The organism is Dyella sp. SG562 (assembly GCF_011759495.1).
Lineage (GTDB): Bacteria > Pseudomonadota > Gammaproteobacteria > Xanthomonadales > Rhodanobacteraceae > Dyella_D > Dyella_D marensis.
The window spans coordinates 176,252-197,868 of sequence record NZ_JAAOYS010000004.1 but is presented as its reverse complement, the minus strand read 5'-3'; the positions used below and the strand labels follow the sequence as shown (position 1 = coordinate 197,868).

The 21,617-nt window shown below is 67.7% G+C and carries 18 protein-coding genes; 7 read left to right on the top strand and 11 right to left on the bottom strand.

The window, feature by feature from the left end; translation table 11 throughout:
- Window positions 1-231: 231 nt before the first annotated feature.
- Window positions 232-3,264 carry a TonB-dependent receptor gene (locus tag FHW84_RS10140; protein ID WP_167255044.1) on the top strand — a complete coding sequence of 1,011 codons (3,033 nt, stop codon included), beginning with the start codon at window positions 232-234 and terminating at the stop codon, window positions 3,262-3,264.
- A gap of 41 nt (window positions 3,265-3,305) precedes the next feature.
- Here FHW84_RS10140 and FHW84_RS10135 read toward each other — a convergent pair whose 3' ends face one another.
- The 3 genes from FHW84_RS10135 to ttcA all read right to left on the bottom strand — a co-directional run bounded on the left by FHW84_RS10135 (window position 3,306) and on the right by ttcA (window position 6,882).
- Window positions 3,306-4,667, bottom strand: coding sequence for a DUF2252 family protein (locus FHW84_RS10135; RefSeq protein ID WP_167255042.1), 1,362 nt, complete (start codon window positions 4,665-4,667; stop codon window positions 3,306-3,308).
- Window positions 4,668-4,777: 110 nt separating this feature from the next.
- Window positions 4,778-5,980: an amino acid aminotransferase gene (locus FHW84_RS10130; protein ID WP_167255040.1), complete on the bottom strand. Its 1,203-nt coding sequence runs from the start codon at window positions 5,978-5,980 to the stop codon at window positions 4,778-4,780.
- Between the two features lie 29 nt (window positions 5,981-6,009).
- Window positions 6,010-6,882, bottom strand: coding sequence for a tRNA 2-thiocytidine(32) synthetase TtcA (ttcA, locus tag FHW84_RS10125; RefSeq protein WP_167255038.1), 873 nt, complete (start codon window positions 6,880-6,882; stop codon window positions 6,010-6,012).
- Window positions 6,883-7,022: 140 nt separating this feature from the next.
- Between ttcA and FHW84_RS10120 the strand changes: the two genes are divergently transcribed.
- Window positions 7,023-7,229 (top strand): DUF465 domain-containing protein, encoded by a 207-nt coding sequence (locus FHW84_RS10120; protein ID WP_167255036.1) that lies wholly within the window; start codon window positions 7,023-7,025, stop codon window positions 7,227-7,229.
- Window positions 7,230-7,340: 111 nt separating this feature from the next.
- Here FHW84_RS10120 and FHW84_RS10115 read toward each other — a convergent pair whose 3' ends face one another.
- Genes FHW84_RS10115 through FHW84_RS10090 form a run of 6 tightly spaced genes read right to left on the bottom strand, consistent with a single transcriptional unit; the run spans window position 7,341 to window position 13,481 of the window.
- The gene (locus FHW84_RS10115) at window positions 7,341-9,053 is read right to left on the bottom strand and encodes a Zn-dependent hydrolase (RefSeq protein WP_167255034.1); all 1,713 of its coding nucleotides are present in this window, start codon (window positions 9,051-9,053) and stop codon (window positions 7,341-7,343) included.
- Between the two features lie 43 nt (window positions 9,054-9,096).
- Window positions 9,097-10,302: an ABC transporter permease gene (locus tag FHW84_RS10110; protein WP_167255032.1), complete on the bottom strand. Its 1,206-nt coding sequence runs from the start codon at window positions 10,300-10,302 to the stop codon at window positions 9,097-9,099.
- Window positions 10,299-11,033, bottom strand: a complete 735-nt coding sequence (locus FHW84_RS10105) for an ATP-binding cassette domain-containing protein (RefSeq protein ID WP_167255030.1) — start codon at window positions 11,031-11,033, stop codon at window positions 10,299-10,301. The genes FHW84_RS10110 and FHW84_RS10105 overlap by 4 nt, the downstream gene beginning before the upstream one ends.
- On the bottom strand, window positions 11,030-12,607 hold the full coding sequence (locus FHW84_RS10100; protein WP_167255028.1) for an alpha/beta hydrolase: 1,578 nt from the start codon (window positions 12,605-12,607) through the stop codon (window positions 11,030-11,032). Before FHW84_RS10100 ends, FHW84_RS10105 begins: the two co-directional genes overlap by 4 nt.
- A 54-nt stretch (window positions 12,608-12,661) precedes the next feature.
- Window positions 12,662-12,868, bottom strand: a complete 207-nt coding sequence (locus tag FHW84_RS10095; RefSeq protein ID WP_167255026.1) for a helix-turn-helix transcriptional regulator — start codon at window positions 12,866-12,868, stop codon at window positions 12,662-12,664.
- A 4-nt stretch (window positions 12,869-12,872) separates the two neighbouring features.
- Entirely contained in the window at window positions 12,873-13,481 is a 609-nt protein-coding gene (locus tag FHW84_RS10090; protein WP_167255024.1) for a hypothetical protein, read from the bottom strand.
- Window positions 13,482-13,922: 441 nt separating this feature from the next.
- Here FHW84_RS10090 and FHW84_RS10085 point away from each other — a divergent pair, with 441 nt between their 5' ends.
- The 5 genes from FHW84_RS10085 to FHW84_RS10065 all read left to right on the top strand — a co-directional run bounded on the left by FHW84_RS10085 (window position 13,923) and on the right by FHW84_RS10065 (window position 20,148).
- A complete protein-coding gene (locus FHW84_RS10085) occupies window positions 13,923-14,456 on the top strand; it encodes a fimbrial protein (protein WP_167255022.1) in 534 nt (177 codons plus the stop codon).
- 132 nt (window positions 14,457-14,588) lie between these two features.
- Window positions 14,589-15,326: a molecular chaperone gene (locus FHW84_RS10080; protein WP_167255020.1), complete on the top strand. Its 738-nt coding sequence runs from the start codon at window positions 14,589-14,591 to the stop codon at window positions 15,324-15,326.
- Window positions 15,323-18,094 (top strand): fimbria/pilus outer membrane usher protein, encoded by a 2,772-nt coding sequence (locus FHW84_RS10075; protein WP_167255018.1) that lies wholly within the window; start codon window positions 15,323-15,325, stop codon window positions 18,092-18,094. Before FHW84_RS10080 ends, FHW84_RS10075 begins: the two co-directional genes overlap by 4 nt.
- On the top strand, window positions 18,094-19,116 hold the full coding sequence (locus FHW84_RS10070) for a fimbrial protein (RefSeq protein WP_167255016.1): 1,023 nt from the start codon (window positions 18,094-18,096) through the stop codon (window positions 19,114-19,116). The genes FHW84_RS10075 and FHW84_RS10070 overlap by 1 nt, the downstream gene beginning before the upstream one ends.
- 96 nt (window positions 19,117-19,212) lie before the next feature.
- Window positions 19,213-20,148, top strand: a complete 936-nt coding sequence (locus tag FHW84_RS10065) for a fimbrial protein (protein WP_167255014.1) — start codon at window positions 19,213-19,215, stop codon at window positions 20,146-20,148.
- Between the two features lie 4 nt (window positions 20,149-20,152).
- Here FHW84_RS10065 and FHW84_RS10060 read toward each other — a convergent pair whose 3' ends face one another.
- Window positions 20,153-20,497, bottom strand: a complete 345-nt coding sequence (locus FHW84_RS10060) for a hypothetical protein (protein WP_167255012.1) — start codon at window positions 20,495-20,497, stop codon at window positions 20,153-20,155.
- Window positions 20,498-20,798: 301 nt separating this feature from the next.
- Complete coding sequence (locus FHW84_RS10055) at window positions 20,799-21,545, bottom strand: FAD-binding oxidoreductase (RefSeq protein ID WP_167255010.1); 747 nt, start codon at window positions 21,543-21,545, stop codon at window positions 20,799-20,801.
- Between the last annotated feature and the right edge of the window lie 72 nt (window positions 21,546-21,617).

Here is a 21,617-nt window from a genome sequence, read left to right as displayed (position 1 = left end):
TTTCGCTATAACGGACTCGCATGCCGCATCGCAACATTCTGGGAGAAGTTGCGCGGTCATGTCTCGAGCGAAAAGCGTCGGCCGCGCCAGCGGCTTCCGGCAGCGTCGCTTTCGACCATCCATCGGATTGAACAGCACCATCCAGGCACTGCGGGCACCGCAGGGCTCAGCCGCGGCATGCCATGTCCGCGGGGAGCTTCCGCGCCCGCTCAATGGGGAGAGCACGACGCAATGACTAACTCGGGCAGCAAACGATTCCTGGCACTGGCCATCGGCCTGTGCATCAGCGGCGGCGCGCTGGCGCAGGCCACCACCGGCGGCATCTTCGGCCAGGTGGCGTCGGGCCAGGGCGACAGCGTGCTGATCAAGAGCAGCACCGGCCTGAGCCGCGAAGTGCCGCTGGACGACAAGGGCCGCTACAGCGTCGCGCAGCTGCCGCTGGGCACGTATACGGTGACCTTGCAGCGGCAAGGCCAGGTGGTGGAAACGCGCGACAACATCGCGATCCGCGTGGGCGCGGGCACCGAAGTGTCGTTCGCCGGCGCGGTGTCGGCGCAGAATCTCGGCGGCGTCAGCGTCACCGCGAATGCCTTGCCGGCGATCGACGTGTCCAGCGTCGACTCGCGCACCGTGGTCACCTCCGACCAGCTCGCCAAGGTGCCGCTGGGCCGCAGCTCCGAAGCCATCGCCTTGCTGGCGCCGGGCGTGGTGAACAACGGCGGCAGCTTCAGCGGGCCCACCGGGCAGTCGCTGGTGAGCTTCGGCGGTTCCTCGGCCAGCGAGAACGCGTACTACGTCAACGGCTTCAACACCACCGACCCGCTGCGCGGCTTCGGCGGCCTCACCCTGCCCTATGGAGCGATCGACCAGCAGGAGGTCTACACCGGCGGCTACAGCGCGATGTACGGCCGCTCCGACGGCGGCGTCATCAACGTGGTGGGCAAGCGCGGTACCAACCAATGGCACTTCGGCACGCAGGTGCTGTGGGAGCCGGCATTTGCCCGCGCGCGCCAGCGCGACCGCTTCTACGAAAGCGGCCTGCCGGCCACGCCGGTCGCCGGCAATCTCTACGCACCGGACAGCGCCGACCGCAGCTGGACCACCACGGTCAGCGCCTACGCCGGCGGCCCGCTGGTGAAGGACAAGCTGTTCCTGTTCGTCGCCGGCGAATACGAGCGGCAGGAAGGCAATACGGTAAACCCGGTCAGCGGCTTTCTTTCCGGCAAGCCGTATGTCGACTATCGGCACAACGACCCGCGCTGGTACGGCAAGCTGGACTGGAACATCACCGACAACCACATCCTCGAAGTCACCGGCGCTTCCGACAAATACAACAGCTCGGGCACCATCTACCGCTACGACTACGTCAACCGCGCGCAGGGCGCGCGCATCGGCGCGGACGACAACATCAAGAGCGGCGGCGACGTGTACACGGCCAAGTACACCGGCTATCTCACCGACGCGCTCACGCTTACCGCGCAGTACGGCCGCATGAAGACGTCCGACTACGACGTGCCGGGCGGCTACGACCCCTCGCTCACCTACGTCGACGGCGTGACCAACCAGAACCCCGCGCTCAACGGCGGTGTCGGCCGCGGCAACAGCCAGACCATCGTCTCGCTGTTCGATCCGGGCCGCGGCAACCGCACCACCAATACGCGCATCGACCTGACCTACAAGCTCGGCGACCACACCCTGAGCGCGGGCATCGACAACCAGACCGCGAAGGCGCTCAACCAGGGCTCCAACACCTCCGGCCCCGGCTATTACTGGGCCTACGACCAGGCCGATCCGAACACGCCGCTGTCCACCGGCCTGGGCGTGCCGGCTACGGGCGGCTTCCCGAACGGCGCGCAGGGCTACTACGTGGTCAAGACCGTGGCCAACAGCCTGGCCACCGTGCGCTCCAGCCAGCGCGCGCAATACATCGAAGACAAATGGCAGCTCACCGAGCGCTGGCTGCTCTCCATCGGCGTGCGCAACGACCAGTTCCGCAACTACAACGCCGACGGCCAGGCCTACATCACCCAGCACAAGCCGCAGTGGGCGCCGCGCCTGGGCTTCGCCTGGGACGTGTACGGCGATTCCAGCTTCAAGATCTACGGCAATGCGGGCCGCTACTACCTCGGCCTGCCGCTGAATCCTTCGCTCAACGCGGCGGGCGCCTACGTCAGCACCTCGCAGTACTACACCTACAGCGGCATCGCCGCCGACGGCACGCCCACCGGGCTGACCGCGATGTCGGGTCCGGTATCGGCCAACAATGCGTTCGGCATCCTGCCCGACCCCAAGACGGTGAGCACGCAGGATCTGAAATCCGAATACCAGGACGAGTTCATCCTCGGCTTCACCAAGACCGCCGGCACCGATTGGGTCTACGGCGCCAAGCTCACCCAGCGCGTGCTGCGCAGCGCGATCGACGATTACTGCGATATCGACCGCGTACTGGCCAAGGCGCAGTCGCTGGGCTACGACGTCACCACGTCCAGCAATCCGGTGAGCTGCTGGCTGTTCAATCCCGGCAAGGCCAATACCTTCACCCTGGTCGACACCTCCGGACGCTACGTCAGCGTGCCGCTCAACAACGCGGAGTTCGGCTTCCCCACGCTCAAGCGCAAGTACTACGGCCTGGAGACCTTCCTGGAGCATCCGTTCGACGGGCAGTGGTACGGCAAGCTCACCTACGTGTTCTCGCGCAGCTACGGCAATACCGAAGGCCAGCTGCGTTCGGACCTGTACCGCGAATCGCGCGGCACCGGCCAGACCGCGGTGTCGACCACGCAGGACTGGGACAACTCCTGGATCATGGCGTACAGCAACGGCGCGCAGAACAACGATCACAAGCACCAGCTGAAGTTCTTCGGCTATTACCAGCTCACGCCGGAATGGCTGGTCTCCGCCAACCTCAGCCTGATCGCCGGCGCGCCCAAGCCCTGCCTGGGCTATTACGGCCCGGACCGCGCCGACCCCGCCGGCTACGGCAACAGCTACCACTTCTGCTTCGGCGAACCCTCGCCGCCTGGCAGCCAGGGGCGCCTGCCGTGGATCCGCCAGCTGGACCTGGGCGTGAGCTATCGGCCCGCGTTCGCGGCCAGCCGGCTGGCCTTCAGCGCCAACGTGTTCAACGCGCTGAACGAGCAGCGCGTGCTCGCGATCTTCCCCAACGGAGAGTCCTCGCCGAACAAGGCCAATCCGCTGTACGGCACGCCGACCTCGCGGCAGCTGCCGCGCTATGTGCGGCTGAGCGTGAGCTACGACTACTGAGGACAGGGAGGGCGGCGCGCGCGCCGCCCTCCTTCGCTTACTCAGTACAGCGGCGTGCCGGCGTTGTACGCGCCGACGAAGGACTGCCAGTCCAGATTCACCTGGTCCGCGTAGCCGAACGCAAAAGTGGCGATTTCCGATTCCAGCCCGCTCTTGCTGCTCACCGCATTCGTGACCTGCTTGTCGATGCTGTACGGCACGATGCTGCTGTCGTAGTCCTGGTCGGAGATGGCGTGTGCGGAGGCCAGCGCCTGGCCCAGGTAGGTGGCGGCGGTGTTCAGCTTGCCGGCGCTGCTCAGCTTGGTCGGATCGAAGTCTTCCGCGTAGGGCGACTTCTCGTGCACGTAGAACGCCATGCCGTTGATGGTCGCGTAGCCGGCCAGCACGTCGGCGTTCAAGGTCTGCGCCTTGGCGGTCATCGCCACGCGGTCGCCTTCGTGGTTGTTGTAATCGGCGGCCGGCAGCTGGCCGTCGTCGACTTCGGCGACGGCGCTGGACACCTCCTGCTTCAATTCCAGGATCACATCGTCCGACGTCGACGTGGACGGCCCCTCGACCAGCACGTAATAACGCAGCCGGCCCAGGCTGCCGATGCCGGAGCCGAGCTTCTGGCGGATGTCCTTTACCTGGTAGTAGCTGGCGGCATAGCGCTTGGACGAGGCGATGGTGTTGACGTAGCCGCCGATCGCCGCGGCGATGTTGTTGTAAGTGCTGCTGTCGACGGTGGCGAGCGTGCCGGCAATCGTCTGGAACTGGCGCGTGCTTCCGCCCACCTGCGTGTACTTCGCCAGCAGATCGGAACGCGCATCGCCCTTGGACTTGGCGATGGTGTCGTTCACCACGCCGGAGGTATTGCCGTTCTTGAGCTGGAAGCTCAACTCGGCGCTGCTGCCCTTGAAATCGTCCATCTTGTCGACATAGGCACCGACCATGGTGTCGATCGCGGTCTTGATGTCGCTGTCGGCCAGGCCACTGGCGCGGCCGGCCAGCACCATGCTGGTGGCGAGGCGGCGCAGGTCCCACACGTACTGGCCGAGATACCCCTCGTCGAAATCGTCCACCGAGAACACCGTGTTGCCGCCGCTGTCCTGCCAGGCGCCGAAGTTGCCGATATGCGCGTCGCCGCCGATCCAGGTGTAGCCGGTCTGCATGGTGGTGTAGCTGGACGCCGGCAGGGTCTGCATATCCTGGTAGAAGATATGCGCGGTGCCGCGATAGAAATTGAACGCGCTGGCCGCCATGGTCGACATCTTGGTGCCGAGCTCCGCGCTGTCGGTAGCGGCGAACGGATGGTTATAGCCATACACCTGCGACACCACCCAGCTGGTGCGCGTGCTGGCGGCGTGCGCGGCGGAAGCGCACAGCAGGCTGGCGAGCGACAGGACGATCCATGCTTTCTTCATGACGGCTTCCTCCGGGCAAGAAAAAAAGGCGCGGCCTTGCAGCCGCGCCTTCGGTCGAACCGGAATTCAAACGGTCACGCGTGACGCCGGTGTGACGTGCGTTCTTGCGTTCAGTTCTTGCTGACCGCCGCCACCGCCGCGGCCACCGTGTCCAGGTTGGAACGGTTCAGCGCCGCCACGCAGATGCGGCCGGTGCCGATCGCATAGATGGCGTACTCGTCGCGCAGGCGATCCACCTGGGCCTTGCTCAGGCCCGAGTACGAGAACATGCCGGCCTGCTGCTGGATAAAGCCGAACTGCGGTGCGCCGTGCGCCGCCAGCTTCTCCACCATGCCGGCACGCATCGCGTGGATGCGCTCGCGCATCTCGCCCAGCTCCTGCTCCCACATCGCACGCAGCTCGGGGCTGTTGAGCACGCCGGCCACCAGGGCGCCGCCGTGGGTGGACGGGCTGGAATAGATCGAGCGGATGGTGCGCTTGACCAGCGACTGCACGCGCAGGGCTTCGTCGCGGTCAGCGGCGACGAAGCTGAGCGCGCCGGCACGCTCGCCGTACAGCGAGAACGACTTGGCGTACGAGCTGGTCACCACGAAGGACTCCAGGCCCGAGGCGGCGAACAGGCGCACCGCGGTGGCGTCGGCGTCGATGCCCTGGTCGAAGCCCTGGTAGGCCATGTCGATGAAGGGCAGCAGCTGGCGCTCCTTCACCACCTCGACCACCTGCTGCCACTGTTCGGCGTTGAGGTCCACGCCGGTCGGGTTGTGGCAGCAGGCGTGCAGCAGCACCACGGTGCCCGGCTCCAGCTTGCCCAGGTCCGCCAGCATGCCGGCGAAATCCAGGCCGTGGGTCTGCGGGTCGTAGTAGGTGTACTCGACCACCTCGAAGCCGGCGGCGAGGAACACGACGCGATGGTTTTCCCAGCTCGGGTTGCTGATGGCGATCTTGGCCTTCGGCAGGGCCTTCTTCAGCACGTCCGCGCCCACGCGCAGCGCGCCGCTGCCGCCGACGGTCTGCGAGGTGGCCACGCGGCCGGCCGCCAGCAGCGGCGATTCGGCGCCGAACACCAGCTTCTGCGTGCCCTGGGTGTAGGCCGGCAGGCCGTCGATCGGCAGGTAGCCGCGCGGTTTCGCTTCCTGCGCCAGGCGCTGCTCCACTTCGTGCACGGCACGCAGCAGCGGGATCCGTCCCTGTTCGTCGTAGTAGATGCCCACGCCAAGGTTGACCTTGCCCGGGCGCGCATCGGCCAGGTAGGCCTCGGTGAGTCCCAGGATCGGATCGCCCGGAGTCATTTCAACGGATGCAAAGTGCGACACGGCGTTACTCGCAAGTGAGGGGGGAGGGATCAGGCTTCGGCTGGTTCTTCGGGCGCACCGGCCAGCCACTGGTGCGCGTCCGCGCGGGACGCGCCTTCGCGCGTGCCGAGCGAGGCGAAATCGAACAGGTTGCGGTCGGCCAGCTGCGAGGGAGCGACCGCGCCCAGCGCGCGGAACATGGTCTCGCTGCGGCCGGGGTACTGCTTCTCCCAATCTTCCAGCATGCGCTTGACCACCTTGCGCTGCAGGTTCTCCTGCGAGCCGCACAGGTTGCACGGGATGATCGGGAACTGCTGCAGCTGCGCGTACTCGGCGATGTCGGCTTCCTTGCAGTACGCCAGCGGACGGATCACCACGTGGCGGCCGTCGTCCGAGCGCAGCTTCGGCGGCATCGCCTTGAGGCTGGCCTGGTGGAACAGGTTGAGGAAAAACGTGCCGAGGATGTCGTCGCGATGGTGGCCCAGCGCGATCTTGGTGATGCCGTTGGCCGCGGCCCAGGTGTACAGCGCGCCGCGCCGCAGGCGCGAGCACAGGCTGCACATGGTCTTGCCCTGCGGGATCACGCGGGTCACCGTGCTGTAGGTGTCCTGCTCGATGATGTGGAACGGCACGCCGCGGGCGGTGAGGTAGTCCGGCAGCACGTGCTCGGGAAAGTCCGGCTGCTTCTGGTCGAGGTTCACCGCGATCAGCTCGAAGCGCACCGGCGCCTTCGCCTGCAGCGACAGCAGGATGTCCAGCAGGGTGTAGGAGTCCTTGCCGCCGGACAGGCACACCATCACCTTGTCGCCGTCCTCGATCATGTTGTAGTCGGCGATGGCCTGGCCGACCTGGTGGCGCAGGCGCTTGGCCAGCTTGGCGGCCTCGTACTGCTGCTTGCGGGTGGCTTCGGGCTGGGCGGACATGGCGTGGCATCGGCGAGCGAATGGCCGCCCATTGTAGCGGCCCTGCCCCGGCCCCGCCCTGTCTTCCGGCAACTCCACCGGCCCCGGCCCGGCGGAGTACACTCGGGTTTCGTCCTTTCGCCAGCCGCCAGCCGCCGCCCATGCAGGTCCAGGATCCCGCCGAGATTGCCCATCTGCTGGCCGAACTGCGCGTCGAGCACCGCGATCTGGATATCGCCATCGACGCCCTGGCCGCGGCCATGGGCCGCGACGAGCTGCAGCTGACGCGGATGAAGAAGCGGAAATTGCTGCTTAAGGATGCGATCGCTCGCTTGGAAAGCCGGTTGATTCCGGACCTGGATGCTTGATGCTGCGGATCGGGAAAGAGCTTTTAGGTCTTTTCCGATCTTGAGCTCACTGCTCCGCCCGGCCCCTCACCCCAGCCCTCTCCCCGGAGGGGAGAGGGGGTAGCGGTGGGGCTACTTGGAGGGCTGCTGCAGGCCGAGCACGTCCAGGCCCTGCTCGAACACGATATCCACCGGGATCTTCGCCCCGTCCAGCTTCTTCAGGTCGCCGGCCAGCTCGGCATCCACGTTGCCCATGCTGTCGGTGAGCTTCCTGGCGGTGTCGTAGTCGCCGTCGCCCTGGATGGTCAGCAGCTTGGCCGACAGCGCGTTCATCGCCGCGGTCATCTTGTCGAAGTCCACGCGGTAGCGGCCCGTCGCCGGGTCGCGGCTGAAGGCGCCCTGCTGCTTGAAGAAGTTGAAGCGCACCATGTTCGCCTTCGCATGCGCGTCGCTGGCGCCGAAGCGCACCGAGCGCAGGATGCCGGCCAGGAAGGTGACGTAGTTGTCCATCAGCCTGGCTTTGTCCAGCTCGCCCTTCTCGGCCAGCTTGCTGACCATGTACAGGCCCAGGATGTCGGCCTTGCCTTCCTCGAAGCTCGAGGCCTGGTCCTTCAGCGCGGCGCGCACCAGGCCCTTGTCGGTCAAGGTGTTCTTGATGCCGAGGCCGTGCGCCACCTCGTGGAACATGGTGTTCTCGAAGAACGCATCGAAGGTGAGATGCGACTGCTGGTCGCCGGCGATCAGTTCCTTGGCGATCGGCAGCATGATCTTGTCGAACTTCGCCTGCATCACGTTTTCCAGCTGCAGGCGGCGCGTGCCCTTCTTCAGCTGCACTTCCTCGTCGTTGGGCAGGTTGATCGCGATGGTCTTGGCGCCGACGTTGGCGTCGCCGGCGTAGTACACGGCGAAGTAGGCGTTGAGGTCGGCGTCGGAGCCCGGCTTTTCGGCCTTGTATTTCGCCTCCACCGGCAGCTCGCGCTGCAGTTCCGGCAGGTATTTGACGAAGCGCGAGAGCTTCTCGCTCCAGGCCTGGTCCTTCACCAGCACATAGCTTTCGTAGCTGGCCTTGTAGCCGAACAGCTGGTCTTCGTAGGTCTCGATCGGGCCGATCACGATGTCGACCGGGTTCTTCTTCATCGCCATCCAGGCGAAGTCGCTCTTGCGGTATTCGTCGCTGAGCAGCGCGTCGGCGCGCAGCTTGAGGTAATGGGCGAAATCCTTGTCGGCGGAAAGCTCCGCCGCCTGGCGCAGCAGGCCGGCGGCCTTTTCCAGGTCGGCTTTGTAGGCCTCGTGGAAGGGCACGGTCATCAGCTTGCCCTGCGCGTCGCGGCGCAGCAGGGTGTAGAGCGAGGCCTTGTCCTTCAGGTCCGCCTTCTCGAACTCGTCCTTGTCCATGTCGGCCGGATAGAACTGCACACCGGCGGGACGCGGGCCGATGCCGGCGACGAAGGGCTGGTCGTCGTGCAGGCGGTCCCACGGGCCATAGTTGATCTCGGCGTAGCGGCGGGTGTCCTCGTCCGGAATACGCTGCATCAGCGCTGCCTTGTCGCCCCAGGACTGCTGCCAGTACAGGCTGTTGGTGACGTCGGCCGCCTGCACCAGCAGGGCCAGCATCTGCTTCTGCTGGTCGTCGAAGCCGGAGAGGTCGGCGCTCAGCTTCACCGTGGCGTAGTCGCCCATGCGCTGTTTCGCCAGGTCCGCATCGGTGGACGGCGGCGCCGGCTGGGCCGGGGCGGTGGCGGTCGGGGCGGGCTTGGGCTCCGCTGGAGCGGCGGCGTCCTGGTGGGACGAGCTGCAGCCGGCCAGGGCGGCGGCAAGGCTCACGGCGAGCAGGCGGTAACGCATGGGGGCTTCCTCGAGGCCGGGAAACCCCCATGGTACCCGCAGCTCAGGAGGAGATCGCCAGCCGCTCCGAGCGGTACAGCTGCATCGTCACCAGCAACAGCAGCAGCGCCGCGGCCAGGGTGCCCAGCACGCAGGTAGCCAGCTGCTGCATGTCGACCGCGTCGCCGCGCAGCAGGCGCATCACGCCCAGGTGCTGGCCCAGCACCGGCACCGCGTACATCCAGCTTTGCGGCTTGATCGGCATGAAGGTCAGCAGCAGGCTCGGCAGCGCCGGCACGAACATCAGCAGCGACACGTAGGTCTGCGCCTCGCGGTAGCTCTTGGCGAACGCCGCGACGAGCGACTGCAGCACCGCCAGCAGCAACAGCAGCGGCAGCATCAGCAGGAACACGTGCGAGCCGAAATGCACGCCCAGGTCCAGCTCCATGCCCAGCTTCTCGGTCGGCACCAGCCGGCCGACCAGGGCGAACGCCACCAGGCTGATCACCAGGCTCACGCCGGAGAACGCGCAGATCGCCGCCAGCTTGCCGGTAAGGATCTTCCAGCGCGCCACCGGATTGGCGAACAGCGGCTCCAGCGACTGCCGCTCGCGCTCGCCCGCGGTAAGGTCGATCGCCAGGTACATGCCGCCCATGAACATGGTGATGATGAAGAAGTACGGCAGCATGCCGAACATCAGCACGCCGCGCGCCTGCGCCGTGGCCTGGTCGCGCCTGGCCACGGCGATCGGCCAGGCGGTGCCGGGCGACAGGCCGCGCGCCACCAGGCGCATCGCGCCCTGCTGGCGCGCATAGCCTTCCACCAGCTTGCTGACGCGCTCCACCGGCGTATTGGTGTCGCTGCGCGAGGAGTCGAACAGCACCTCCACCTGCACCGGCTCGCCCTTGCGCCACGCCGCGGGGTAATCCGGGCTGATGCGCACCACCACGTCGGCATCCTGCTTGCGCACCGCCTGCTCGGGATTGCCGATGCCCGGCTGCGGCACCACGCCACCGGCCTTCAGCGCACCGACCAGGTTGGGCGCGTACTCGGCGCCGATCACCGGCACCTTCAGCGGCTGCTCGGCTTTCTCCAGCTCGCGGTTGAGCGAGGCCTTCACCAGCATCACGAAGATCAGCGGCCCCAGCAGCGGGCCGGTCAGCAGCGCGCTGATCAGGGTGCGGCGGTCGCGCAGGTTCTCGCGCACTTCTTTCAGGAACACGGTAAGGAAGGCGTTGGCGCGGCGCGCCTTGTAGGCAACGGTGTTCATGCGGCGAGGCCCTCCTCGCTGCCGATGATCTTCACGAAGGCATCCTCCAGGTTCGCCGCGCCGGTCTGCTCGCGCAGCGCCTGCGGGGATTCGTCGGCCACCACGCGGCCGTGCGCGATCACCACGATGCGATCGCACAGCGCGGCCACCTCCTGCATGATGTGGCTGGAAAACAGCACGCAGCGGCCTTCCGCCTTCAGTTTCTGCATGAACTGGCGCAGCGCGCGGGTGGCCATCACGTCCAGGCCGTTGGTCGGCTCGTCCAGGATCACGTTGCGCGGGTCGTGGATCAGCGCGCGGGCGATCGCGGTCTTCACGCGCTGGCCCTGCGAGAAGCCCTCGGTGCGCCGGTCGGCGATCTCTTCCATCTCCAGCGCCTTGATCAGCGCCTCGCGGCGCGTGGCCAGTTCGTCCTCGGGCAGGCCTTGCAGGCGCGCGAAATAATCGATGTTCTCGCGCACGCTCAGGCGCTTGTACAGGCCGCGCGCGTCGGGCAGCACGCCGAGCTGGCGGCGCACCGCCAGCGGATCGGCGGCGGCGTCGATGCCGTCGACCAGGATCTGGCCGCGGTCCGGCTTCATCAGCGTGTACAGCATGCGCAGGGTGGTGGTCTTGCCGGCGCCGTTGGGGCCGAGCAGGCCGGTGATCTCGCCGTCGCGCGCGGTGAAGCCCACGCCGTCGACGGCTTTGACCGTGCCGAATGCCTTGTGCAGGTCCCTCACCTCGATCATGGCGCGGCTCCGTTGAAATCGATGAATTGCGGGGTGGCTTGCAGGCGCTCCAGGCACTTCGCGTCGAGCTTGGCCGGCGCCAGGTCTTCCACGAAATGCTTGAGCAGGTCCGGCGCGCAGCCGGCCGTCACCACGTTGTGGCCCTGTCCCTTGAGCACGAAGTGGCGGCCGTTGGCGAAGCCCTTCAGCACGGTGTCGCCATAGGCCGGCGGCGTCACCGGGTCGTACTCGCCGGAGAACAGCAGGGCGGGCTTGTCGCTCTTCACCGGCTGGTGGAAGTCGGCCGGGCGCGTGCCCTTGGGCCACACCGAACACACCGCCTGCAAGGTGTCGAGCACGCGGGTGCCGAGCATGGAGTGCGCGTCCTGCGGGCGCGGCGTGAACAGGTCGGCGTCCTCGCTGCAGATCACCGAGGACTGCATGCCGCCGTTCATGGTGTCCGACAGATCGCCCGACAGCAGCTTGGCCTGGCCCAGCAGCGGGCCGACATCGCCATGCGCGGCCGCGTCGATCGACACCGGCAGCAGCGCGGCGGTGATCGGGGAGTAAGCGAACATGCGCACCACGCTGGCCAGCGAGTACTCGCTCAGCACGCGCTGCACGCTCTGGTAGTTCTGCGGATCGCGGAAGCTGACCTGGTGCGGATTGGCGCGCAGCGCATCGCGCAGCTGGTACAGCGTCTGGTAGGGGTCGCCGAAGCGCTCGTGGCAGGCCTTGTCCGCCGTGCAGCGTGCGAACTGCGCCTTGAGCGCGCTTTCCAGGTTCTGCGCGAAGTCTTCGCCCAGCACCAGTTCGTTCGGCACCACGCCGTCCAGCACCACCGCGCGCACCGCCTCCGGATGGCGCATCAGGTACTGCTGGGCCATGCGCGTGCCGTAGGAAACGCCGACCAGGTCGAAGCTCGGCGAACCCAGCGCGCGGCGCAGGTCGTCCAGATCCTGCGTGGCCACCGTGGTGGTGTAGTAGCGCGGATCGGCCTTGCCTTCGAGCTGCTTGAGGCAGGCCGCGGTTTCGGCGCGCAGCCTGGCGGGGTCGAAGGCGAGCTCTTCGTCGCTGCCCGGCTTCGCTTCCGCCGGCTTGCAGGTCAGCGGGTTGGAGCCGCCGGTGCCGCGCTGGTCCAGCAGCAGCACGTGGCGGTGCGCCAGCAGCGGCTGCAGCGCGGGCGCCACGCCGGGCCAGGTTTCGGTGGCCGCCTGGCCGGGGCCGCCGGCCAGCAGCACCACCATGTCGTCGGTGGCGACCTGGGCGCTGCTGCGGATCACGCCGAACTTCAGCTTGATCTTGCGGCTGTGCGGGTCGTCGCGGTTCTCCGGCACCTCGAACGGCGCGCACCAGGCGGCGGTGGTCATGCCGCTGTTGGGCTGGCCCAGCTCGCATGGCGTCAGCGTGAGCGAACCGAGCCGCCAGGTTTCCGGCCGGGCCGGCGCGGCGGATGCCGCGGCGGCCGGCGTGCCGTCGTCCGCCGCGGCCGCGTCGTTGCCGCCGCCGCGCGCATGGAACTGGTTCCAGGCCAGCGCGCCCAACCCCAGCGCGACGGCGGCGATGCGCACCATGGTGCGTCCCTTGATGGCCATTGCTTGTGTTCCCCTCGCTCATGCGGCCGTGCGGCCGCTGTCATCCCCAATGCGTCAGTGCCCCGCCTCGCCGTCCGGCTGGAAGATCGCTTCGATCGGCTGCTCGAACAGCCGCGCGATCTTGAAAGCCAGCGGCAGGCTGGGGTCGTACTTGCCGGTTTCGACCGCGTTGACGGTCTGCCGCGACACGTCCAGCCGCGCGGCCAGGTCGGCCTGCGACCAGCCGCGCCCGGCGCGCAGTTCGCGTACCCGGTTCTCCATCGCGTCAGTCGCGGTAGCGGCGCTTGGCCCAGGCCAGGGTCGGGCCGTAGACCAGCATCAGCGCCGGAAACACCAGCAGCAGCACGGTGCCGTCCAGGCTGACCACCTTGGCCGCGGCCAGAAAGCCGACGGCCACGCTGAGCACCGCCACCACCCCCGCGGCCAGCGCCAGCGCCTGCAAGTGCAGGCGCTGCATGAATTCGTCGCTGGCGGTGACGTAGCGGAACAGCGAGACCGCCATCGCCGCCACCGGCAACGCCGGCGCCAGCGCGATCAGCGCCTTCAGCCAGGCCGTGCCGGTGGTCTTGTGCAGCGGCCATACGAACAGCATCAGGGCGAAGTACACCGCCATGGCCGGCACGAATTCGGCGAGGTAGCGGCGGTCCTCGCGGCGCATTTCGCCGTCCGCTTCCGAACAGGCCGTGGCGCGCGACACGTAGGCGAGCAGCCAGGTCAGCGCGACCAGCAGCACCAGGGTCAGCACGCGCGAGCCGGTGCCATGCAGGCGGGCCATCAGCCCGACGACCGCGAAATACCCCGCCATGATCAGCCCCAGCAGCAGGCGCCGGGCCCACGCCGGCCAAGCCGCCATGCGCCTGGTCAGACTTTCCATCGCCCCCTCCATACGCCTCGCTCCCCCGTCGATCAGGACGCCTGCCGTGTCAAGCAAGCTTGACAGCACGCTAGGCAGGGCCCGGCGCGATGTCAAGCACGCTTGACAGGAGCACTGTAAACCTGGGCGTTTGTACGATTTTTTGCGTACAGGCAAGGACTTGGCCCACGGAGGTCACTTTTTGACCCTCCATGTCCTCGACAAATTTTTGACGTTGCTTAATCGTTGGTAGGAAAATTCTGAGAGATTGTTCTCAGATTTAAGTGTCAACTAGATCACGTTTTTTGGCATGGCTTCTGCATAGGCCCATCGCCAACGAGGGAAGCGCCGGCAGCGCCCTCCCCTCGGAGAAAGACGCAGGGGGACGAGAGACCAAGCCCGCGTCCGGAGCGCAACCACTGCCGTACCCAACCAAAAACCCGTTAAGGACAAAGGCATACCATGAAGAACGTTCTCGCCACCGCCCTGATCGCCGCCCTGGGCTTTGCCGCCCTGGCCCCGAACCAGGCTTCGGCCGCCGACGGCACCATCAACATCACCGGCTCCGTCAACGCCTCCACCTGCAAGATCAACGGCGCCAACAGCCCGGCCACGGTCAACGTGACCCTGCCGACCGTGTCGACCACCTCGCTGAGCGCCGCCGGCACGACTGCTGGCCGCACCGCCTTCGCGCTGGCCCTGAGCAACTGCGGCTCGCTGACCAAGGCCCAGACCTTCTTCGAGCCGGGCCCGACCATCATGGCCGACGGCAACCTGAAGAACGGCGGCAGCGCCACCGGCGTCGAAGTGCAGCTGCTCAACAGCGACTTCAGCGCGATCAACCTGGCCGGCACGGCCTCGACCCAGAACTCGCAGCAGGTCGCCCTGACCAGCGGCGCCGGCAACCTGAACTACTACGCGCAGTACTTCGCGACCGCCGCCGCCGGCGCCGGCAACGTGACCACCTCCGTGCAGTTCACGATGCTTTACCAGTAAGTCCCGCCCGGCTAGGCGGTCAGTTGTAGAGGCAAGTCCGCGCCGGAACCCATGGGGCTCGACCCCATGCGGTTCCGGCGCCCACTCCGCCGCCACCGGCGGAGCATCTCAAGTTCGCAGCGAGGGAAATCCATGAGGAAGTTTGTCTGCGCCCTGGGCGCGGGCCTGCTGGCCCTGTGTCTCGGCGCTCCGGCCGCGCACGCCAATGTATTGATCGGCGGCACCCGCGTGGTCTTCCCCGCGAAGGATGGCGAAGTGACCGTGCGCCTGACCAACGACAACGACCACCCCGTGCTGGTCGAGTCGTGGATCGACCGCGGCGATGTGCATAGCACCCCCGAATCCGTCGATGTGCCCTTTCTGATCACGCCTCCGCTGTTCCGCATGGAGCAGAAGAAGGAGCAGAGCCTGCGCATCGTCTACACGCACGAGCAGCTGCCGGCCGACCGCGAGTCGCTGTTCTGGCTCAACGTGCTGGAAGTGCCGCCCAAGCCCACCGGCCCGCAGGCCGAGGGCCAGAACCTGCTGCAGCTGGCGCTGCGTTCGCGCCTGAAGCTGTTCTACCGCCCGGCCGGCCTGCAGGGCGATCCGCTGAAGGCGCCGTCGCAGCTGACCTGGAAGGTCGACGCCGACGGCAAGGCGCTGGTGGCGCACAACCCCACGCCGTTCCACGTCACCATTTCCGAGCTCAGCGTGAGCGTCGGCGGCAAGGCCGTCGCCGCGGAGCTGGGCATGGTCGCGCCGCTGTCGGACCTGCGCCTGCCGCTGCACGACGGCGCGCCGAAGCCTGCCGCCGGCAGCGTGGTGAAGTTCACCGCGATCAACGATTTCGGCGCCGCCGACAGCTACACGGGCGCCATCGCCCCGTGAGCTTCCTGCGCGCCAGCCACGGCAGCGACCGCAACGGCGGCCACTGTGGCCGGCGTGCGCTGCTGTGCCTGGCGATCGCCGGCGCGCTGGGTGGCTGGAGCCTGGGCGCGCTCGCCGCCGCGCCGGCGGCGGCGAACGGCGCGGCCGCTTCCGGCGCCGACGCCTCCGCGCCGGTGGAAGCGAGCTTCGACCGCAACCTGCTGTCGGGCGCCGGCCGCAACACCGGCGACCTCTCGCGCTTCGAGCGCGGCACCATCGTGGTGCCCGGTGTCTACCGCACCGACATCTTCCTCAACGGCGCCTGGGTGGCGCGCGGCGACGTGCGTTTCGCTTCGCCCAAGCCCGATGCCAACGCCATCCCGTGCCTGTCGAAGGAACTGTTCGACCGCCTCGGCCTGCCGCTGCAGAAGCTGTCCGCCGAACAGCAGGCCAAGCTCAACGACGCGCAGGGCTGCCTGGACATCGGCAGCCTGATCGACGCGGCCAGCATGAACTTCGACCAGCCGAACCTGCGCCTGGACGTGAGCGTGCCGCAGGCCTGGCTGGGCACCCGCGCGCGCGGCTACGTGAGTCCGGAAAACTGGGACCGCGGCGTCAACGCGGCGCTGCTCAACTACAGCTTCAACAGCTACCGCACGCGCAACGGCGGCGTCAGCCAGACGTCGTCCTTCCTCGGCCTCAACACCGGCATCAACCTCGGCGGCTGGCAGCTGCGCCACGATTCGACGCTGCTGATGCAGTCCGGCGCCGCCGGCGCACCGTCGCGCCGCCACTGGGAAAACATCGACACCTATCTGCGCCGCGACCTGCCGTCGCTGCGCGCGCAGATGACCATCGGCGATTCGTATACCGGCGGCGAGCTGTTCGACAGCGTCAGCATCCGCGGCGTGCAGATCGCCACCGACGACCGCATGCTGCCGGATTCGTTGCGCGGCTACGCGCCGACCGTACGCGGCGTGGCCGAGTCCAACGCCAAGGTGACGGTGCGCCAGAACGGCATCGTGCTGTACGAAACCACGGTGTCGCCGGGTCCGTTCGTGATCTCGGATCTTTACTCCACCGGCTACGGCGGCGACCTCAATGTCACCATCACCGAAGCCGACGGCCGCATCCGCAACTTCACCGTGCCCTACGCCTCGGTGCCGCAGCTGCTGCGCCCGGGCGTCACGCGCTTCTCGGTGGTGGCCGGCGAGCTGCACGACACCTCGATCCACGCCAAGCCGGCGATCGCGCAGGCCACCGTGCAGCACGGCTTCAGCAACCTGCTCACCGGCTACGCCGGCATCGTCGGCACCTCCGGCTACGGCGCGGTGCAGGTGGGCGGCGCGTTCAACACGCACTACGGCGCGATCGCGCTGGACGTCACCGCGGCGCGCACCGAGATCCCCGGCCAGTCCAGCCAGGACGGCCAGAGCGTGCGGCTGAGCTACAGCAAGATCATCCCGGAGAGCAACACGTCCTTCAGCGTGGCCACCTACCGCTATTCCACCAGCGGCTACCTGGGCCTGCGCGACGCGCTGCTGACCCGCGACATCGCGCGCGGCTACCGCTACGTGGACCCCACCACGCTCACCACCATCAACGGCGTGAGCACGCCGGACCTGCTCACGCCGGAGCAGCGCCAGGCGCTGCAGGGCGCGTCCAACAGCTTCACCAGCTTCACCCGCCAGCTCGACCGCCAGCGCAGCCGCTTCGACATCAACGTCAACCAGCGCCTGGGCCAGAGCGGCGGCACCGTCTACGTCACCGGCTCCGCGGTGGACTACTGGAGCCGCAGCGGCACCGACGTGCAGTTCCAGGTGGGCTACAACAACGCGTTCCGCCGCCTGAGCTACAACCTGTCGGCCACGCGCGTGCGCGACGTCAACGGCCGCTTCAGCAACCAGTTCTTCGCCAGCATCTCGCTGCCGCTGGGCGACAGCGTGCACGCGCCGACCTTCGGCGCCACCGTGAGCCACGACAGCAGCGGCCATTCGCTGGCCCAGGGCACCTTGAGCGGCACCGCCGGCGTCGACAACGAATACAGCTACGGCGCCACCGCCACGCACGACAACGGCGGCAACGGTACGGATTCCAGCAATGCCGGCACCGTGTACGGCGGCTACCGCAGCCCGTTCGCGCAGTTCAACGCCAGCTACGGCAAGGGCAGCGGCTACTCGCAGGCCTCGGTCACCGTGGCCGGTTCCGTGGTGGCGCATCCGGGGGGCGTGACCTTCGGCCAGCCGATGGGCGACACCGTGGCGATCGTCTCCGCGCCGGACGCCAAGGGCGCGCGCGTGCTCAACGCCGCCGGCGTGCGCATCAACGGCGCCGGCTATGCGCTGGTGCCCTACCTCACGCCGTACAACCGCAACACCGTGCAGATCGACCCGAAGGGCCTGCCGCTGTCGGTGCAGATGGAAAGCACCAGCGCCGAAACGGCGCCGCATGCCGGCGCCGTGGTGATGCTGCGCTACAAGACCGAAAGCGGCCGCTCGATGATCGTGCGCGTGAAGCAGGCCGACGGCCGCGTGGTGCCGTTCGGTGCCGAAGTGGTGGACGAGAACGGCAAGAACGTGGGCGTGGTCGGCCAGGCCGGGCGTATCCTGGCCCGCGTCGCGGGCGACCGCGGCGTGCTGAGCGTGCAGTGGCAGGATGCCGACGAGAACGCGCTGCGCTGCCAGTTCCCCTATCAATTGCCCGCTGCGGCCAAGGGCGCGGCGGACAGCTACCAGAAGTTCGACGCCACCTGTACCGCGGCGGTGTCGGGCAGCGGGAGCCACCCGTGATGCGCATGTTCCATTTCTCGCGACGCATCGGCGGCCTGTTGCTGCTGGCGCTGCTGCTGTGCCTGCTGCCGCTGGGCGCCAGCGCGGCGGTGAACTGCACGATCACCAACAATACGCTGAGCATCGGCAACGTCAGCGTGTCGCCCAGCGCGCCGGTGGGCACGGTGCTGGCTACTTCAGGCACCGCGCCGATCACCATCAGCTGCACCGGCATGCCGTACGACAACACGGCGCAGGGCAAGGTGGTGACGATGCAGGCGGGCAACCTGGCGCCGCGCGATCCCAGCGATCCGCCCAGCGGCGGCGGCATCGCCTTCGACACTAATGTGCAGGGCGTGGCCCTGGTGGTCACCGCGACGCCGGTGCAGGCCTCGGACAGCGCCTGCCTGCGCTGCGGCCCGGGCAGCACGGCGGGCTTCGAAGCGGTGACGGTCAACTACCCCACCACCAGCGCGACCTCCACCTTCACCGCCAAGCTGGTCAAGACCGGCCCGATCACGCCCGGTGCACTGGGTTCGATCCAGCTCATGCAGTTCTGGTGGTACATCTACGGCAAGACCTCCAGCGTCGGCCCGCTGTCCAGCCTCACCTTCAGCGGCGGCAATGTCAGCGTGATCGCCTGCTCGGTGAATACCGATTCGCAGACGCTCAACGTGGCCCTGCCGCCGGTGAGCACCAGCGCGCTGACGGCCGTCGGCGCCACCGCCGCGACCACGGCGTTCAAGATCAACCTCAGCTGCCAGTCGGGTTCGAACGTGTCCATCACGCTGGCCACGTCCACGCCGGGCACCGGCGCTGGCGTGATCGCGCCGGCCACCGGCACCGGCAAGGCGGCGAACGTGGGCGTGCGCCTGCTCGACGGCAGCCGCAATCCGGTGACCTTCAACACGGCGAAGTCGCTGGGCGCCACGCCCAACGGCACGCTGAGCATTCCGTACTACGCGCAGTACTACCTGACCGCCACGCCGGCCGGCAGCGGCCAGGTGACGGCGACGGCTACTTACACGCTGACCTACCAATAGCGCCGTGAGCGCCAGTCAGCACGGCCAGCCGCGGCTGGCCGCCATCCGCCGCCGCTGCCGGGGAAGGCACGGCGGCATGCAGGGGGAAACAACGTGATGCGCCGGATTCTGCTGCTGCTCGCGGCAACCATGCTCTTGCTGCCGCTGGGCGCGCAGGCCAGCTGCAGTTTCACCAGCGGCAATACCGCCAACGTCAACATCTCGTTCGGCAGCACCACGATCACGATCGACCCGAACCTGCCGGTGGGCGCGACGCTGGCCAGTTCCGGCCAGTTCTCGCCGACGCCGATCTCGCAGATCTCCTGCAACAGCACCACCACCATCGGCGTGGTCAACGTGGCCGGCAGCCAGCCTGCCTCGGGCGCCACCATCTTTCCCACCGGCGTGGCCGGCGTCGGCTATCGCGTGACGCATCCGGATACTTCCAGCTATCTGCGCGCCTATCCCGGCGATTCGATCGCCAGCGGCAGCTACCAGATGTCGGTGACCTCCGGCCTGGAGTTCGTCAAGACCGGCACTATCGCCAACGGCGCCACGGTGGGCAGCGGCACGATGGGCTACTGGCGCTACGACAACAACCGGCGCATCGAGAACTTCAACCTCAGCACCACGCTCACCTTCGTCTATCCCTCGTGCTCGGTGAATACCAGCACGATCAACATCGTGCTGCCCACGGTGTCCAATACCGCCTTCAATGGCGTGGGTACGGTGGCGGGCGCGACGGTGGTGCCGATCGCCCTGCAGTGCGCGGCGGGCAGCCAGATGTACATCCAGTTCGATACGGCCAACGCCGCCAGCGGCGCCACCGGCGTGATCGCGCCGGCCACCGGCACGGGGCGCGCGCAGAACGTCGGCGTGCAGCTGATCGACAAGACCTTCGTGCCGGTCAGCTTCGGCACGCCCGCGCTGGTCGGCACCACCCCGAACGGGCCCCTCACCCTTACCTACTACGCGCGCTACTACCAGACCGCCACGCCGGTCGCGGCCGGCTCGGTGAGCGCGACGGCGACGTTTACCCTGTCGTACCAGTGAGGCTTCAGTCGTAGGTCTGCGTGACCAGTTTCGGCTGCGCGCTCAAGTATTGGCCGAAGTAGACGATTAAGGGGTCTGAGGCGAGCGGCGTACCGACGGTGTCGCTCACCGACAGCGCATACGACTGCGCGAGCTGGCCAGGCGTGGGATGGGCCCCCTCCGAACAGCGATAGCGATGCGCCGCATTCGCGCCTTGCGCATCGCCGATGCGCTGGGAGCTCGCCGAACAGGTCGGTTCGACGATCCTTCCCGAGAAGACGATCGTCCCGCCATCGGCCATCGCCGCCGCCGGCGCGAAGGCCATCGCGACCAGGCCAGCCACCAGCGTCTTGCGTATCCAGATCCGCATCCCGACCTCCCTGCGCCCCTCAATCGGATGAGCGCTTTTCCGGTCTGTCGGCTGCCCGGGACCGGGCTTTAATCCGAAAACTGTTGCGAATTCGGATTTGTGATGAGCGTCACAATGCGTGGGCGTATGTCGAACGGTCTATGGCCGAAAGCTCGATGTAAATCAAAGCTTTGTGATTAATTTGTTTGGGCCGGATGCAGAGTTGCCGCTAGCCTGCGGCAGGCGCAGGGGATTTTTGGGGCGGGTATTCGAGCCCGCCCGATCGGGTACCAGGAAGGTGTCGGCCCGCCAGCCGGAAACTTCAGCGCGAGGAGACGTATTTCTCGCGGCGGATCTGCGGCACCGGCAGGCCGTATTCCTTCAGCGCATTGAAGGCGCCGTCGACCATGTTCGGATTGCCGCACAGATAGGCGATATCGCGGTCGGCGCTGGGCGAGAGCTCCGCCAGCACGCCCTGCACGTGGCCGCTGCGGTCGTTCGGACGCGGCACGGCGCGGGCCTGGCGGCTCAGGCAGGCGTGGAAGGAGAAACCCGGGTTCTCGCGCTCGAAGGCTTCGAATTCGGCGCCGTACAGCAGCTCGGTCTCGTTGCGCGCGCCGTACAGCAGGGCCACTTCGCGCCCGCCCTGGGCCAGCAGCTCGCGCAGCAGCGGCAGCATGGCGCGGTACGGGGTGACGCCGGTGCCGGTGGCCAGCAGCAGATAGCGCGGATGCGCGTCGCCCGGCTGCAGGCAGAAGCGGCCATAGGGGCCGCTGGCTTCGACAGTCTGGCCCGCTTCCAGGCTGCCCAGCAGCCTGGTGGCGGCGCCGCCTTCGACGTAGCTCACGGCGATTTCGATGCGCTGCGCCGGCGAGCGGCCGTCGCCGACGGTGGCCACGGAATAGCTGCGCTTGGTCGGCGTGCCGTCGTCGTACTGGAAGTGCACCTGCAGGAACTGCCCGGGCACAAACGCGAGCACCTGCCCGTCGGCGCGCTCGAACACCAGGTGGCGCACGGTGGGAGCCAGCATGTAGCTGTCGACGAGGCGGAGGGTGAAATGATCGGCCATGGGAATCCGGAAACAGTGAGTGCGCCCCGCGGAACCGGCCGGCGGGAACCAGCCCGCTATAATAGGAGGCTG